Below are 16,311 nucleotides of genomic sequence, written 5' to 3'. Positions count from 1 at the left end.
ATAAAAATTATTGAGCTAACTTAAACAAACAGCGATAATAATTTTTGTGGATATACTATGTGGCCAAAATAAAATGAAAAACTAACGCATAAAATGCAGGACATCATCAGGGAATAAGAAGAACCGTTCCTTTTTGTGTATACAGCTTACCGTTGCGTTTGTAACTCACCGTCCAGGTGTAAAGACCGGGTGGAGCTTTACTGCCCTTCATTCGACCATCCCAACCTGTAAACAATGAGTTGGTTGAAAATATCTGTTGCCCCCACCGATTATAAATTTTAAAATCAAATGCTTCAATAACGAAATAAGCCTTTGCGTACAAAACATCATTTAACCTGTCATCGTTTGGCGTAAATGCATTTGGTACAAAGATCATGTCTGCACAATCTTTGTAATCAATTGTAACATCATCAACAGCAATGCCGCAACCATTACCAACTGTAACAGAATATGTACCGGGAAATGTAACAACAATACTGCTGTCTGTTTCATTTGTACTCCACAAGTAAAATTCAGCTAAGGGATGCGTTGCATTCAACAGTAAGGGCTCATTTACGCAAAGCGTAGTATCGCTGATAAGCTGAACAGAAGGAGTATAATTTCTGGTGATGGCAAAACTATCTGTACGGTCGCAAACACCATCACTTGTAAGTAATGAATAAGTGCCTTCTGCTGAAAGTGTTCGTTGTGCCGATGTTGTTCCATCATTCCACAAATAGGTTGCGGCAGTTGGTTGTTCTGCATCCACGTCTAATGTTTGAGCATCGCACAGTAGTGTATCAAATGGGAGAAGACGTTGCAATGGATTCGATTGAATAGTAACAGCAATTGAATCCATGCTTGAACAGCCACCTTTTGTGATCAGCCGCACATGGTACATTCCATTGTTGGCTGCCGTTACATTTCTTCTACGCAAGGTATCGCTGCTCATATTTAAGTTCATGCCGTTTATGGTCCATATATAAGCAATGGCATTAACAGGAACGATCAGTAAAAGATCTTTGCCTTCACAAACGGGAGCATTGCTTTGCAGCATTGGTGCAACAGGTGCAAATACATGCACAGGAATTGGTGCTGAAACAGAACGACAATTATTTGAATTGATGTTTGCCGCTTCTGCAACCAGCAAACGGTAATTACCGCTATCTGCTTTCTGAATATTATTGATGGTTAAGTTAGGAGTGTTGGCGGCAGGAACATTCACCCAGCCACTACCATTGTTAAATTGCCATTGGTATGCAGGATTTGTATAGAATATGCCTGATACATTTCCACTGATGTTGATTGTGCTTCCAACACAAGCATCATTTGTATTTAACTGGGTTCCGCTCACAACGGGTGCAATTGTTGCGCCGCATAATGTGAATTCAATATCATCAAGAGCAAGATCATTCCCTAAACCACCAACCTGGTTATTAAAAATGCGAAGTATAACTGAAGTTTCACCAGCAGGCAAAGAAAAATTAAATCCATATTGTGTCCATGTAAGTGAACTAAAACGTGGGATAGCTGCAGTTACAAAACTTGATAATACAGTACCGGTAGAAGCACTTGCAATTTCAAAACGTAATATCGGGTCTAGAGGATTGGTGCTTCCGGAAGGAATGAGATTTGCCAACCACGCAGAAAAATACAATTGCGAGCCAGAGCAGAGATTGCTGACACTTGTTTCGTAAAACTTTCCTGCGGTGTAATCAGCATTCACGATCATCATATTGCCGCCGGAACGATCACTACCAATATGCCATACACCAAATTGCCGTTGACCGCTTGCAATGTCAGCTGTTGTTTTACGTATTCCATATTGTCCATCATCAATAGCACCAAGCGAATCAAATGCATAAGTTGTAACACCGGCGGGAAGTCTTGCGCCAGTTAGGGGAGATCCGACTCCGCCGCCAAAATTTTCATAAAATAATACGTTGCTTGAGCATTGCGCATACGATTGAACCATCGACAGGCATAGACTAACAATCGCTATTAAAATACAAAATGGCTTCAGGTTGTACATCGGTTGCTTAAGAAGCTTAAATGTAAACATTCATTTACAACAAACAAAAAGCCCTTGCTAAACAACAAAGGCTTTCATAAAAAACCAACCATATGAACAGACATCAAACAGATCAATAGGGTATTGTCTGTGTTCTTTCAATAAAAAGACTGATGCCGAATAAAATTCGCTGCATAAGGCTGCAATATTTTTATATTTACCGCCCAAAGAACGAATGATGTCATATCCTTACCAGATCAAATCTTACGACGAGTATAAAGAAGCTTATCAAAAAAGTGTTGAACAACCCGAAGAGTTCTGGGGTTCAATTGCTGAACATTTTCATTTTCGAAAAAAATGGGATAAGGTTCTTGAATGGAATTTTAAAGAACCAAAAGTAGAATGGTTCAAAGGTGCTAAGCTCAACATCACTGAAAATTGTATTGATCGCCATTTAGAAACAATGGGTGATAAACCCGCCATTATATGGGAGCCAAACAATCCTGAAGAAAGAGTTCGTGTAGTAACATATAACCGTTTGCATAAACGTGTTTGTCAGTTTGCACAGGTGCTCATTAACAATGGCGTTAAAAAAGGTGATCGTGTTTGTATTTACATGGGCATGGTTCCTGAGTTGGCTTATGCCGTGTTAGGTTGTGCCCGCATTGGTGCTATACATAGTGTGATCTTTGGTGGTTTCTCTGCACAAAGTATTGCTGACCGTTTGTATGATGCACAAGCAGAATTTATTGTTACCTGCGATGGTGCTTACCGTGGCAATAAAGATATTCCATTGAAGAGTGTGATCGATGATGCATTGATCGGCAACCGCACAATTAAAAAAGTAATTGTTTATACACGCACACGCACTCCTGTTTCCATGTTAAAAGGAAGAGATGTGTGGTGGGAAGATGAAATGGAATTTGCTGAACACCAGGTGGAAAAAAATGGTGAGGTAAGTTTTCCTGCACAGGAAATGGATGCCGAAGATCCTTTGTTCATTTTATATACTAGTGGTTCAACAGGTAAACCAAAAGGTGTGGTGCATAGCAGTGCAGGTTATATGGTGTGGACGAACTACACATTCGTGAATACATTTCAATACAATAAAGGTGATGTGCATTTTTGCACTGCTGATATTGGTTGGATCACAGGACACAGTTACATTTTATACGGTCCGTTAAGTGCTGGTGCTACTTCAATGATGTTTGAAGGTATTCCTACATGGCCCGATGCAGGTCGTTTTTGGGACATTGTTGATAAGCATAAAGTAAATATTCTTTACACCGCACCAACAGCCATCCGCAGTTTAATGGGTTTTGGGTTAGATCCATTGAAAGGAAAGGATCTTTCCTCGTTAAAAATATTGGGCACTGTTGGTGAACCCATCAATGAAGAAGCATGGCATTGGTATGATGAACATGTAGGCAAGGGTAAATGTCCTATTGTTGATACTTGGTGGCAAACAGAAACTGGTGGTTGTTTAATTTCAAACATGGCTGGTGTTACACCGGCAAAACCAAGTTGGGCAACTTTACCGATGCCGGGTGTGCAACCAATTTTGGTTGATGAAAATGGAAAAGAAGTTACTGAGAAAGATGAGTATGGTCATTTAAAAGGAAACCTGTGCATTAAAGCACCTTGGCCTGCAATTCTCCGCACAACCTTCGGTGATCATGAACGTTGCCGGCAGAACTATTTTGCAACGTATGAAAATTTATACTTCACCGGTGATGGCGCATTAAAAGATGAAAATGGATTCTATCGAATTACAGGAAGGGTAGATGATGTGTTGAATGTAAGTGGTCATCGTATTGGTACTGCGGAGGTAGAGAATGCGATCAACATGCATGCAGGTGTTGTGGAAAGTGCAGTGGTTGGCTATCCGCATGATGTAAAAGGGCAAGGCATTTATGCGTACGTGATCTATGGGCATATGCATAACAATGATGAAGAACTTACACGAAAGGATATTTTGCAAACGGTAACACGTGTTATCGGCCCCATTGCAAAGCCTGATAAGATCCAGTTTGTAAGCGGCTTACCAAAAACAAGAAGTGGTAAGATCATGCGGCGCATTCTTCGGAAAATTGCCGAAGGCGAAATTTCAAATCTTGGTGACACATCGGCATTGCTTGATCCAACAGTTGTAGATGAAATAAAAAACGGAAAGTTATAAAAAGAGAAGCCCCGAAACCTACGTCGGGGCTCTTTCTTACAAGAGGATTTTGGGTATCGATCCGTGTAAGTTTTTTAAAGTCGCTGAAGAATTTTATTCCAGCGGCATCTTTGCAAACCATAATGTTTTTCCACTTTTATTTTCACCTAAGAAAACAATTTGCCCCTTACCAATTGGGAGCGATGGGTATTTGTTGTTGACGTAATAATCTGATTTGCCTTGGCCCATCTGCACGAAGTCACCAATTTTTGCATTAGCAACATCGATTTTGGTAACATTGGGATACATCAGGAATTTATATTTGCTTTCACCCAATTCTTTTTCCTGTCTCCAGCCTTTCATTTCCATAATGGTCCAGTAAACAGATTTTCCATCTTTGCTTTCCATGATCAGTTGGTTATTGGGCGACGATTTTGCGTCTTTGTCATTTTCTTCTCTACGTACTCCGTAAGAAGCTTTTAACACACCGTTGCCTCCAAAATGCATCATGATAATATCTTCATATTCAGCACCACCGCCACTGCCGCCGCCAAGAGAACCAAGATTACCAAACTTCATCACATGTCCTCCGCCTTTTGCTTTGGTATATTTCTGTCCAGCCAATAAAATGTCACCGTTACTTAAAAGTTTTATATCTGCAACTTTGAATTTTCGGCCGGTATACTCAGGGTTCTTTTTTTGTGACGGGGGCGATTGTGATTTTTTATCGAAATCTTCCAACGTATTGTTACTCACAAATTCTGTTTTGCCTTTTGAGATCTTTACAACCTGGAAACCTTTTGCTTTAAATTTTTCTACTTCATCATCACGCATGTTTACGGGTGCAGCAAATTTTTCATCGAAATAATCATCTGTCTTTTCTCCGGTAGCTCCCATGATCAGTACATCATCTCCAATTGTCACAAACATATTGCCATTGAAAATGCCTGCTTTTGATGCAACACTTACACGTTCTTTTACAGTGCCATCTTTTCCCACTCGAACAAATGTGTAGTTGGTGGCAACCGGGTCGGCAGATTTTTTATAAGCCTTCCCACCCATCGGTGCAAAAAGAAGCAATACATCATTGTCTGTATCATTATCATCATCTTGGTCGTCTGTGTTAACTGCAACCACAGTTTGCGGATAGTCAAACTTCAACAGATTGTCGCTTATCTTATTCAAGTCATGATCAAAACGTAGAATATGAATTTCGGTGGTCATCTTTAACGCATTGCCAAGCCCTGTTCCTTTATCGCCGGCAAAGATCAGAATGTTGCCGCTTTCCTGTTGTTCAGAATGAGCGATGTATTGAAACTTGCCTCCATCGTCGCTTTTTGGTTTTATTTTTTCGCCGAAACTCACTTTAGTATCATAGCCACCCCAAAACCAGTTCCATTTGCGTTTGTAGGTTTTACTTTTAAGAATTAGTGTGCCTAAAAGATTCGGCTCCACAGTAACGGCTTCAACAGAATATTCTTCACCTTTATCGGCTTTAAAGCCTTTAATTTTTTCTAATGGAACTTCACTTTCTTCCATTCCCTTGAAATTAAATTCAAGGTCAAATTTGTAAGTTTCAAACTTTGCTTTACGGCCTGATGCTTTAGTAACATAGGTCATTACAACCTCATTCTTTGCTTCATCTACCGTTGGCTCATACAGGTAGCCTTTGTTTGCTTTTTTTGAAATTTCGTGTGTTCCTTCTTGGGAAAGTTTTTGGGCTTGTGTTGCAAGACTGCTGCCTGCAAAAAGAAGCAGCAGAACATAAATCGGTTTCATGTTGTGGAGTTTGAAACCAAAAAAAGCAATTCCTGTTTGTTCTTTTCATACCCTTGAGACGGTATTTTATTATCTAAGTATGGTTACTTCTGTGCCAACAGGAAGCAGCGTATATAATTCTTTGGCATATTCACGCTTTGTGGAAATGCAACCCAGCGTCCAGTTGTAATAGTAATCTACAAAGCGGTCTTCGTTACGGCGTGTGGCATGGATACCAATGCCGCCGCCAGGTCTCGCATTATAGGGAATCATCCCTCTCGATTTCCGGGCATTGAATTTTTCAATATCACTTTGCGTGGGATAATCAAGTAATAAGAAATGGCCCCATTCAGCGTGGAGTTTTTTAGCAATGATGTGGTAAGTGCCTTCGGGTGTGCGGCGGTCGCCTTCCATCATCTTATCGGTCAGTTCACTTGAACCAAACACAACCGGGTAGGTAAACAACCATCCTTCTTCATCATACACTTTCAGCTCGTAGTTGCTTTTATCGATAACTACTTTGTAAAAAGCTGATTTTCTTACAGCTGGTTTTTGAAGTGCTGTTTTACTCCGGCTGAAAAAACTAAACCCGGATAACAGCAGCATCAGCACACAACAAAAAATAAGTGGGGTTGATCGGTTCTTCATTTACACGTTGTTTTCAACAGTACAGAATTAACGGGCAATAATTATGCTATAGTATGAGTGTGAATTTAATTAACAATCCCTTTATGGAGAACTGATGGATAACCTTGTTTGATACAAACAATAAAGCCGCCTTGTAAAGACGGCGGCTTTAATTTCTTATTCGTAAGAATGCTTAGTGAAAAACTTTTTGATCCAGTGTTTTTGCTTCGGAAATCATGGCTGCCAGTTTTTCTGCTGAAGGAACTTTGCCGGTCAAACCAAACTTTTCATTTGTTTCAAGGAGTTTAGTGTGCAGGTTTTCGGCATTACGTGTTGCAAGTTCTTTAACGGTATCAACACCTGCAGCTTCGAGCAATTCTGCTGTTTGTCCGGCAACGCCATTTATACGATGCAGATCGGCATGGTTCACCCAGGTAAGGACCAGGTTTTCCGGAATCTGGGTTACTTCATGAATAGCTACCCTTCCTTTTTTTGTTCCGCCTTGTATCAACAGATCGTCTGTTGTAAAAATGGCCATAGTTTCCAAACGTGCTGCATAGTTTGGCCCGATGCCTTCAATATCGATCACTTTATAACTCATGATTCTTTTTTTAGTTCGGCAATGTAAAGAAAAAACCCACCCAACCTGCCGAAAAAATCCGGACAGGCTCTTCACGGAGGAATAAAAAAACCGCTCCTCAAAATTGAAGAGCGGTTAAGCCAGAGAATACAGCGTGAGCTGTATTACCAGCTGCTAAATCTTATACCAAAGTTGTAAGGTGTTTGTTCCAGTCCGTTTTTATGTAAGTTGTTAAGTGCATAGCTACCGTACAAGCGAACCGCACCAAGGTTCAATTCGCCAATTGCAGAAAGCTTCCATGGTTCAAGGTTGAAATCGCTTCTTACTTTTTCTTTGCCATTTTGTTCACTCTTCATTTTTTGGCGGGCTGCATACATGTAACCTGCGCTAACACCTGCGCTGAAGCCATAACCTTTTTTGCGCTTTGGAGCAAAATTGAAGTCGAGCATAACTGGCACTGTTAAATAATCGGCTGCCAGTTTGTTTTTCTTGTATTTGAAGTTATCAACGGTAATATTTGTAACTGGTTCAGTATTGTACCGAATACTTTTTTCAAAGCTGTAATTGTTCATTTCCACACCTAAACCGTATTTCAGATTTACTACGTGTTTGATAATGTTAACACGTTGCATGAAGAACCAGACATTTACATTAATGGATCGACCGTTACGCAAACCCATTTGATCTTTTGTTCCTGCTGGAAAAAAAGCCTGTGCTTCAGGGGATGCATAATTTGTTTGATCATTTACATTTGAGAAACCAAGATCAAGAATAAGCCAGTTGGTGCTTACGTTTGATTTTTTGTAGTCTTTACGTTTTTTGATTTCAACCGATACGCCATCATCATCGTCGTCACCGTCTTTTTCATCTTTTTCTGTTTTCTTTTCTTTACCATCATGTTTTTTGATGATGATCATGTTACCGACTTTAATGGTATCGGCACTTTGTGGTTTTGTGGTGTCAGATTGTGCGTTGAGTCCGAGGCATAGTACTAGACCTAGCAATGAGAATAAAAACTGCTTCATAAAAATTTCCGTTTAAAGTTTTTGTTATTGGGTGTTTACTGCAAACACTGCAAAGCGTACTTCGGAAGAACTTGATTGAATACCGGTTTTACGTTCAAGCGTCCGTTTTGCTTTTTTTATCAACCCTGCTATTCCACTTCTGCGTTGCCTTTCTTCGTTAAGGAGTGCATCCTCGTCATTGTCGGCAACATCATTGTTGTAAGCAGCATAGCTGATGTTGTTTGCTATAGGTTGTACGGTTGAAGTTTGTGGAATGTTACTGGGAGCGTCATTTTTTTCTTCAAATATTTTTTCTGGCACATCAGTCTTCACAATATCTATTGGTTGTTCAACAACAGGCGTAGTAATTGTTGTTTCTGTTTGTTCAGTTGTGTTAACTGCAGGAGCAGAAACATTACCAGTTGTAGATGTTTTTGTTTTTTCTGTAGATTCAGTAGATGCTGTAGACTGATTAAACTCGCTGGTTTGTTCATCCAATGTCTCTTTCACTAAATCTTTTACTGAAGAAGGCCTGCTTGTTTCTTCTGTATTTTTCTTTACTGGTTGTTGTTGATCAACTACAGCAATAGATTCTTGTTTATCTGTTGTTTTCGTTTTATCCAACATCAGCCACATAGCACTACCCAGCAACACAACAACTGCAGCTGCAGCGCTCCATCTCCTGGCTGTTATGCTCAGCGAGAACACACGTGCAGGTTCAGCTTGTTTGTACAGTAAAGATTTATCGGGGAATACAATAGAAGTGTCAGCTGTTAACTGGCTTCGACGAAGCCATTGTAATTCTTTTTGAAGTGTTGTGTTAGCTACAAGTTCTTTTTCAACTTGTGCTTTTTCATCAGCTCTTAATTCATCATCAACATAAAGTAACAATTGCTCTTCATTGATGTTGCTTTCTTCATCAACCGGTTTCAATAAAGAGTTGATGAATGAAGTATCCAGTTTTACATCATCTGTAAAAACAGACTGCCGGATCAAATCAAATTCTTCCTGCAGATCCGGATTGGTCGCCACAAATGCTTCCACAATTTTCCGCTGCCCGGCTGTCAACTCATTGTCGACATACAGGAGGAAAAACTCTTCGTAATTATGGCGGTTAATATTCATTGTTTGTGTTTATTTTCTTGAACCCAGGATATGTGCCTTGGTTCTTTCAACTACATTACATTTTCAATACTCACTAAATAATTTTTCAACTGTAATCTTGCTCGGTGCAAATAAACTTTTACCTGGCTCTCGTTCAATCCCGTTATTTCACCAATCTCGTCGTAACTATATCCTTCGTAATCTTTTAATAAAACAAGGCTTCTTGCTGTTTCACTTAACCGGGCCAGTGCTTCTTCCAACACTTTCTTCATATTATGTTGCGGCCGGTCCTGTATTCTCACTTCTTCTGCAAATTCATCCCGCAAGGTCATCCGTTTGTGTTTGCGAATGTGATCGATCATCTGGTTGTAGGCAATGGTAAACAGGTATGATTTGCTGCGTTCATTATCTACATTGTCTTTATTCACCCACAATTTTTCGAAAGCACTTTGCACAACATCCCGTGCATCTTCTTCGTGCCCCAAATTCTTGAGGATAAAACGGTATACGTTGTCGGCATACCGGGTCACACATTCATTATATTCTCTGGCGGTCATAAATCAGTTAGTGATCCGTGATGATAAGTTTAACTATCAGTATTACGGACACCGAAAATAAAAGTTACAGGAAAATAAAAATATTTTTAAAGCGTACCCGAAAAAGAATCGAAAATGAAAAAGCCGGTTTGCGGGGCCGAGTTAGGCGCCGGTTTTTCCTGGCAGGTTTTGCTGCATTTGGGAGAAGTAGCAGCTGATTTCTTGTTAGGTGTAATGTTAAGCAATGCCCATGCAGAAACGGTAACTAATACCACAGCGCCAAGAAGGATGATTTGCTTTTTCATAAACACCTGTTTGAAGGATAAGACGAAGGTAGAAGGAAAATGTTACAGTTGCACCACATATTTGTGTGAATTTCTTGAACATGCAATCGGTTACGCATAAAAGAACCTCTGAATCCTCTTATTTTTGTCGCTTAAACTTATTGTTATGAATGAGAAATTAGTGCAACGCATTGCAAATGAATTGGATGAGATCAAGACCAACGGGCTTTTTAAAACCGAGCGAATCATTGAGAGCGCCCAAGGTCCTGAGATCATGGTCAACGGGAAGATTGTGCTGAATTTCTGCGCCAACAATTATCTTGGGTTGTCCTCTCATCCGAAAGTTATTGAGGCAGCAAAAAAATACATCGATTTGCGTGGATTTGGGATGAGCAGTGTGCGTTTTATCTGCGGCACACAGGATATCCATAAAGAGCTGGAAGCGAAAATTTCGAAATTCCTCGGTACAGAAGATACCATTTTATATGCAGCAGCTTTCGATGCCAATGGAGGTGTATTTGAACCATTGTTTGGTGAGCAGGATGCCATCATCAGCGATGCATTGAACCATGCCAGTATTATTGATGGCGTTCGTTTGTGTAAAGCCCAGCGTTTCCGTTATGAGCATAACAACATGGCCGATCTGGAAGCAAAACTTCAGGAAGCTGCGGATGCCCGTAACCGTGTGATTGTTACCGATGGAAGTTTCAGCATGGATGGTACTATTGCCCAACTTGATAAAATTGCTGAACTCGCAGAAAAATATGATGCGGCAATTATGGTAGATGAGTGTCATTCAAGTGGCTTTCTCGGAAAGACTGGTCGAGGTACACATGAATACCGTGGCGTGATGGGTAAGATCGATATCATTACCGGCACTTTGGGTAAAGCACTCGGCGGTGCAAGTGGTGGCTTCACCAGCGGACGTAAAGAAGTAATTGAAATGTTGCGCCAACGTTCACGCCCTTATCTTTTCAGCAATACGCTTGCCCCAAGTATTGTGGGTGCATCTATTGCAGTGATGGATCTGTTAAGCGAAACAACTGAACTCCGTGATAAACTCGAGGCAAATACAAAATACTTCCGTAGTAAAATGACCGCCGCCGGTTTTGATATTAAACCCGGTGATCATCCAATTGTTCCCATCATGTTATACGATGCGGTGGTGGCGCAGGATTTTGCGGCCAAATTGTTGAAGGAAGGAATCTATGTGATCGGATTTTTCTTCCCCGTTGTGCCGAAAGGGCAAGCTCGTATCCGTGTACAACTGAGTGCGGCGCACGATCAACAACATTTGGATAAAGCCATTGCAGCGTTTACCAAAGTAGGTAAGGAGTTGGGTGTATTGAAAGAAGTAACTGCATGAGGAAACTCTTGATTGCACATGCATTGATGCTGATCTGTTTGGTTTCATCAGCACAAAAACTTTCATTCCCACAATCTTTTGTTGGCAACTGGAAGGGTACACTTGCATGGAACAGGGCTGAAAAAGCGCCACAGCAATTTACCATGCGGTTGAATATTCAAGCTGTTGACAGCGGTCGTTATACCTGGCAGATAATTTATGGTGATGATAATCCTTCCACTGGAAACAAGGTTGATGATCGTCCGTATGTATTATTGCCGGTTGATACTTCAAAAGGCCATTGGCAAATTGATGAACGAAATACAATTGTGCTGGATGGATATTTTATCGGCAATACGTTTACCTCAGTGTTTTCTGTTTCCGGAAGTACAATTGTGAGCAAGTACGAATTAACAGCTGACGGTTTGATCGTTTCATTTACTACGTACGCAACAAATCCTATTAAAAAAACGGGTGGTACTTCAAAAGAAATACCACCCGTTGATAGTTATAAAGTAGTTGGACAGCAGCAAGGATTGCTGAAGCTGGAGAAATGAATTTATTATCGTTTTACCCGGAAACTTCCTTCAGTTATTGCTAAAGGAGCACCTGTCATCGACTGTACTTTCCCACTAAATGTTCCGCTTATGCTTGTTGTTGTGATCTCAGAAAGACGAATCGCAACATTTGCATCAGTTGTAACAAAAAGTGAACTTAACTGTTCGCCGCTTGCATTAAAGTAGATCAGTGCACCCTGTATAGTTACACCAACCATTGCATCTGTATAAGTCTTATTTGTAACAATTGCGGTAACATCATTAATGTTTATTCCCATCAGGTTTACTTGCGGATTTGTTGCATTTTGCATTCCCTGGAATGCCCCTGTATAGATCATTGTTCCGCCAGCATCGAACGATGTTAAAAGAGCGTTTGTTGATCCGCTGAAATCTTTTTGTACACCATCAATTTTAAATTTCACGAAATAGCTGCTGTTTCCACCACCGCCTCCGCTGCCACCTGTTCCACCGGTTCCCCCGCTGCCGCCACTGCTGAAAGATTTTTCTTTTGAACAGGAGTTTAGCCCGAAGGAAATAATTGCAAAGAGAAGTGTTAGTACATAGAGTTGATTCTTTTTCATCTATCTGATTTTTTGCTTAAAATAAGTACTGCAAGATGCAATTTTTATTTGAAGTTAGCCTCTGTTGTTAATAGGTTTTAAGTGCTTTTATTTAATGGTAGGGATCAAACCACGGATGCCCATATCAACCAATGTTTCGCCTTTCAGCGGTTCCCATTTACCATTTGGGTTCAGGTCTTTCCATTCCACACTTTTGTTAATGCTGAAACTGCATTCCACAACAATATCTTTTGTTTCATTTCCGGTGATCTTCAGTTTTCCATTGGCAAATGCAGCAGTTACCACACAACTTCCTGCAGGGATAGGCGATGTATTGAACAGTGGATTTACAACTGTTGTTGCCCCGGCCGGTGCCTGTCCGTTTTGTGTAATAGGAATATTTGTTCCCAGCACAGGAACACTTGTTTCCAAACCCCAGAAACCCTGAGTGCGGTTGCCATTTACCGGAATGCTTTGTGTTTTTACGGTAAATGATTTGATATAGCTGTTGAAACCGATGAAGGACGCAATGGTTGCCGTACGATCCTGGTTAATGGAAACACCGTTGATGCTTGTATCAACTCTTATTTTCACATCTCCATTTTGATAGGCGAGCGAAATACGTAACCATTCATATTCACCAATTGCGATCTGGTTGATCGGCACTTCATAAAACACTTCGTTATTACCGGCTTGTGGTGCTTTTTCAAAATCAATGGCTTTACTGCCACCTGCTGTTGTTTCTGCTGCATGATACAGAACTGCGCCCTTTCCCAATAAAGTAAGAGGACCGGGAGCAATCTCAATATAATGCGCACTCATCTTATTCATCACGCCACTTTGGGCTGCATTTCCTGCAGGTATGGTTGATGGCTGGCCAATATTGTTCAGCCTTACCTGCGTGGAATCAAATTTGAATTTGAAGATGACTTTTGCAGAACTGGTGCCAGTTTCATTTTTCTTACAGCTTAGTGCAAAAAAAGTAACACTGATCAACAGCAGAAGGAGTGTACGGGACATGGTGGCTGGTTTTGAGACTCTAAAACGCATTGAAAAGATGCTTATTGCTTTTCGGAAAGTTTTAAGTGGCCATTCACATTCTCACTTTACTTTTGTGCAAAATTTTAAACATGCGGTTTGTTCCTGTTTTGTTCTTCCTGGTTGTGCTATTTAACTCTTGTTCTATCAATAATTTTTCAATTGATAACGACCTGAAACAGTATTTCGATAAATACAAAGCAACGGGTTCTTTTTCGTTGTTTGATAATGCGCAGGCACAGTTTACCATTTACGATTCAGCTAATTTCCGAAAACGTTTTACACCCGCTTCCACGTTCAAAATTGTGAACTCACTTATTGGTTTGGAAACGGGTAAGCTCTTTGATGAAAAGATGATTATCAAGTACGACGGTATAATTCCAGAGCAAAAAACTGAGGTTATTGCTGATATAACTATGGAGCAAGCTTTTAAAAATTCATATGTCCCTTACTACCAACAACTGGCACGGAATATTGGAAGAGATACCATGCAATTCTGGATCGATTCGATCAAGTACGGTAATATGAAATTAGGCAGTGTTATTGATTCTTTCTGGCTCAACAATACCATTAAGATTTCGCCCGATGAACAATTGGGTTTGGTAAAGCGCCTGTATTTTGAGCAACTTCCTTTTCAAAAACGTACACAGCAGATCGTTCGTAAAGTGATGATGCAGGAAGAAAATTCGTTGTACAAACTTGCTTACAAAACCGGTTGGGGCTTTGATGAAAAAGGAGAAAACATTGGCTGGATCGTTGGCTGGATAGAAGAGAACCGTCATCCATACTTTTTTGTGTTACTGGTACAATCTCCCGATCAGAACTATGATATGCGCAATAATCGTCTTGCTTTGTTAAAAGATATTTTGAAGCACTACGATTTTATGCAAGGGAAAAAATAACAAGGAATATCTGATATTTAATTTTTGATAGTGGAACAATCGGTTTCCTTTGCCCCATTGCTCCTTTGCGCTCTTTGCGTGAAAATCAAAAAACTGGCTTAACTTTTGTTTCATTCTGTAAACCTGTATCTTGTACCTTAATCACAATTATCCTTGTTCTCCTTCGCACATATAGAATATTTACTCTTGCTGGTAGTACTAATACCAGTGGTTTTATTATTTGTATTCAACAAACGTTGGAAAAAGAAAACAAAAAAGAAAATTGGTGACGAGCAGTTGGTAAATCTTTTAACTGTCAATCATTCCACGAAAAAATTTGCTGCTAAGTTTTATATTTTTCTCGCCGCAATTGCATTAACAGCAGTTGGTGCAGCTAATCTCCGAACAGCAGGTAAAGCAGAAAATGTAAACCGAAAAGGTCGTGACATTATCATTGCCATGGATGTAAGTAAAAGTATGTTGGCTGATGATGTAAAACCTACCCGTTTAGATAAGGCAAAACAATTCATCAATAAACTTCTCGATCAATTGCCTGATGATCGTATCGGACTTATTTGGTTTGCAGGTAAAGCTTATTTGCCTATGCCGTTAACAGCAGATCAAGGTGCTGCTAAATTATATGTGCAATCGGCTGGTCCTGATGCAGTGCCAACGCAAGGAACTGTTATTGGTGAAGCCATGCGATTGGCAGCAGAAAGTTTTCCGCAGGAAAGTAAACGTTACAAAGTATTGCTCCTGATAACAGATGGCGAAGATCATGATGAAGCAGCAGAGAACATGGCCCGAGAACTGAAGAACCGTGGTGTTTTATTACTCAGCATTGGTTTGGGAACACCAGAAGGTTCGCCCATTACTGATCCTGAAACAAAAGAATTCAAGAAAGATAACCTGGGGCAAACAGTTGTATCGAAGTTGAATGAACCATTGCTTCGTCAACTTGCTGCTGTGAATGGTGGCTTGTATGGTAATCTTGAGAATACCGATGAAATGCTGAAGGAAGTAACAACCATCATCAACCAATTGGAAAAGAAAGGTGTGGAAGGCGAAGTGAGCAATACCAATTATAACAACTTCTTCTTCTGGTTTTTAACGGCAGCATTATTGCTGTTGATTGTTGAATTGTTTATTCATGAACGAAAGAAGGTATGAAGATTTTCTTAACCATATTTGTTTTATTTGCTGCGTTGCTTACCCATGCACAGGAAGGGGAAGTAATGAAGGGCAATCGTTACTACAAAGAAGGTAATTATGATAAAGCGGAGGAAGCTTACCAAAAAGCATTGAGCAAAAAAGAAAACCTGATTGCACGTTATAATCTCGGCAACACACTTTATAAAAAAGAGAGCATTGATGATGCGGTAAAATCGTTTGATGGCGTGATCAACGCTACCGATGATCCTGAATTAAAAACAAAGGCACTTTACAACAAAGGAGTTTTATTACACAAAGGCAATCGCTTAACCGAAGCAATTGATGCGTACAAACAGGCATTGCGTTTAAATCCTGATGATGAAGAAGTAAGAAAAAATCTGCAACTGGCTCTTCAACAGAAAAAGCAACAGGAACCTAAAAAGGATCAAAAGAAAGAACAAAAGGAGCAAAAGCAAAAACAGGAAAAAAAGAAGGAAGAACCCAAGCCGCAACAACCCAAACCTCAAAAAAGCAAGCTTACCAAAAAGCAGGCTGAGCAATACCTCAAAGCGCTGGAGCAAAAAGAGCGTGAATTACAGGAAAAAGTGCGGAAGAAAACCGCTGTTCCCAACCAACCGGAGAAAGACTGGTAGGCAATTTGAAGATTTCCTAGTTTGACAATTTGAAAATGCAGGGAAGTGCATCTTCCCTAAACCTTAGAGCCCTTTCTTTGTTAC

Annotated in this window: 16 protein-coding genes; 6 read left to right on the top strand and 10 right to left on the bottom strand. The window is 40.2% G+C overall.

Translation table 11 applies throughout. The features are described from left to right. Positions 1-106: 106 nt before the first annotated feature. The gene (locus WG954_RS01895) at positions 107-2,041 is read right to left on the bottom strand and encodes a T9SS type B sorting domain-containing protein (protein ID WP_340433070.1); all 1,935 of its coding nucleotides are present in this window, start codon (positions 2,039-2,041) and stop codon (positions 107-109) included. Between the two features lie 184 nt (positions 2,042-2,225). Between WG954_RS01895 and acs the strand changes: the two genes are divergently transcribed. Next, complete coding sequence (gene acs / locus WG954_RS01890; protein WP_340433068.1) at positions 2,226-4,169, top strand: acetate--CoA ligase; 1,944 nt, start codon at positions 2,226-2,228, stop codon at positions 4,167-4,169. 93 nt (positions 4,170-4,262) lie between these two features. Here acs and WG954_RS01885 read toward each other — a convergent pair whose 3' ends face one another. The 7 genes from WG954_RS01885 to WG954_RS01855 form a co-directional block, all read right to left on the bottom strand. Next, on the bottom strand, positions 4,263-5,927 hold the full coding sequence (locus tag WG954_RS01885; RefSeq protein WP_340433066.1) for a hypothetical protein: 1,665 nt from the start codon (positions 5,925-5,927) through the stop codon (positions 4,263-4,265). Between the two features lie 69 nt (positions 5,928-5,996). After that, positions 5,997-6,554, bottom strand: coding sequence for a L,D-transpeptidase family protein (locus WG954_RS01880; RefSeq protein ID WP_340433064.1), 558 nt, complete (start codon positions 6,552-6,554; stop codon positions 5,997-5,999). A gap of 172 nt (positions 6,555-6,726) precedes the next feature. Next, positions 6,727-7,134 carry a DUF4332 domain-containing protein gene (locus tag WG954_RS01875; protein ID WP_340433061.1) on the bottom strand — a complete coding sequence of 136 codons (408 nt, stop codon included), beginning with the start codon at positions 7,132-7,134 and terminating at the stop codon, positions 6,727-6,729. Between the two features lie 143 nt (positions 7,135-7,277). Beyond that, positions 7,278-8,138 carry an outer membrane beta-barrel protein gene (locus WG954_RS01870; RefSeq protein ID WP_340433059.1) on the bottom strand — a complete coding sequence of 287 codons (861 nt, stop codon included), beginning with the start codon at positions 8,136-8,138 and terminating at the stop codon, positions 7,278-7,280. A gap of 24 nt (positions 8,139-8,162) precedes the next feature. Next, a complete protein-coding gene (locus tag WG954_RS01865) occupies positions 8,163-9,242 on the bottom strand; it encodes an anti-sigma factor family protein (RefSeq protein ID WP_340433057.1) in 1,080 nt (359 codons plus the stop codon). A gap of 50 nt (positions 9,243-9,292) precedes the next feature. After that, positions 9,293-9,778 carry an RNA polymerase sigma factor gene (locus WG954_RS01860; protein ID WP_340433056.1) on the bottom strand — a complete coding sequence of 162 codons (486 nt, stop codon included), beginning with the start codon at positions 9,776-9,778 and terminating at the stop codon, positions 9,293-9,295. An 86-nt stretch (positions 9,779-9,864) separates the two neighbouring features. After that, a complete protein-coding gene (locus tag WG954_RS01855; protein WP_340433054.1) occupies positions 9,865-10,062 on the bottom strand; it encodes a hypothetical protein in 198 nt (65 codons plus the stop codon). 145 nt (positions 10,063-10,207) lie between these two features. Between WG954_RS01855 and kbl the strand changes: the two genes are divergently transcribed. Next, positions 10,208-11,407 (top strand): glycine C-acetyltransferase, encoded by a 1,200-nt coding sequence (kbl, locus tag WG954_RS01850; RefSeq protein WP_340433052.1) that lies wholly within the window; start codon positions 10,208-10,210, stop codon positions 11,405-11,407. Then, the gene (locus tag WG954_RS01845) at positions 11,404-11,943 is read left to right on the top strand and encodes a hypothetical protein (protein WP_340433050.1); all 540 of its coding nucleotides are present in this window, start codon (positions 11,404-11,406) and stop codon (positions 11,941-11,943) included. The genes kbl and WG954_RS01845 overlap by 4 nt, the downstream gene beginning before the upstream one ends. A gap of 5 nt (positions 11,944-11,948) precedes the next feature. Here the strand turns inward: WG954_RS01845 and WG954_RS01840 are convergent, their stop codons facing one another. Both WG954_RS01840 and WG954_RS01835 read right to left on the bottom strand, forming a co-directional pair. Next, positions 11,949-12,524, bottom strand: coding sequence for a hypothetical protein (locus tag WG954_RS01840; RefSeq protein WP_340433049.1), 576 nt, complete (start codon positions 12,522-12,524; stop codon positions 11,949-11,951). 87 nt (positions 12,525-12,611) lie between these two features. Further along, complete coding sequence (locus WG954_RS01835; protein ID WP_340433047.1) at positions 12,612-13,523, bottom strand: hypothetical protein; 912 nt, start codon at positions 13,521-13,523, stop codon at positions 12,612-12,614. 110 nt (positions 13,524-13,633) lie between these two features. Between WG954_RS01835 and WG954_RS01830 the strand changes: the two genes are divergently transcribed. From WG954_RS01830 to WG954_RS01820, 3 genes are all read left to right on the top strand, one after another. Continuing rightward, entirely contained in the window at positions 13,634-14,443 is an 810-nt protein-coding gene (locus WG954_RS01830; RefSeq protein ID WP_340433045.1) for a penicillin-binding transpeptidase domain-containing protein, read from the top strand. Positions 14,444-14,629: 186 nt separating this feature from the next. Next, the gene (locus WG954_RS01825) at positions 14,630-15,592 is read left to right on the top strand and encodes a VWA domain-containing protein (protein WP_340433044.1); all 963 of its coding nucleotides are present in this window, start codon (positions 14,630-14,632) and stop codon (positions 15,590-15,592) included. After that, positions 15,589-16,227, top strand: coding sequence for a tetratricopeptide repeat protein (locus tag WG954_RS01820; protein WP_340433043.1), 639 nt, complete (start codon positions 15,589-15,591; stop codon positions 16,225-16,227). The genes WG954_RS01825 and WG954_RS01820 overlap by 4 nt, the downstream gene beginning before the upstream one ends. Positions 16,228-16,311: the final 84 nt, after the last annotated feature.

The organism is Lacibacter sp. H375 (assembly GCF_037892425.1).
GTDB lineage: Bacteria > Bacteroidota > Bacteroidia > Chitinophagales > Chitinophagaceae > Lacibacter.
The sequence above is the reverse complement of the archived record's forward strand: the minus strand, read 5'-3'. Positions and strand labels throughout refer to the sequence as shown.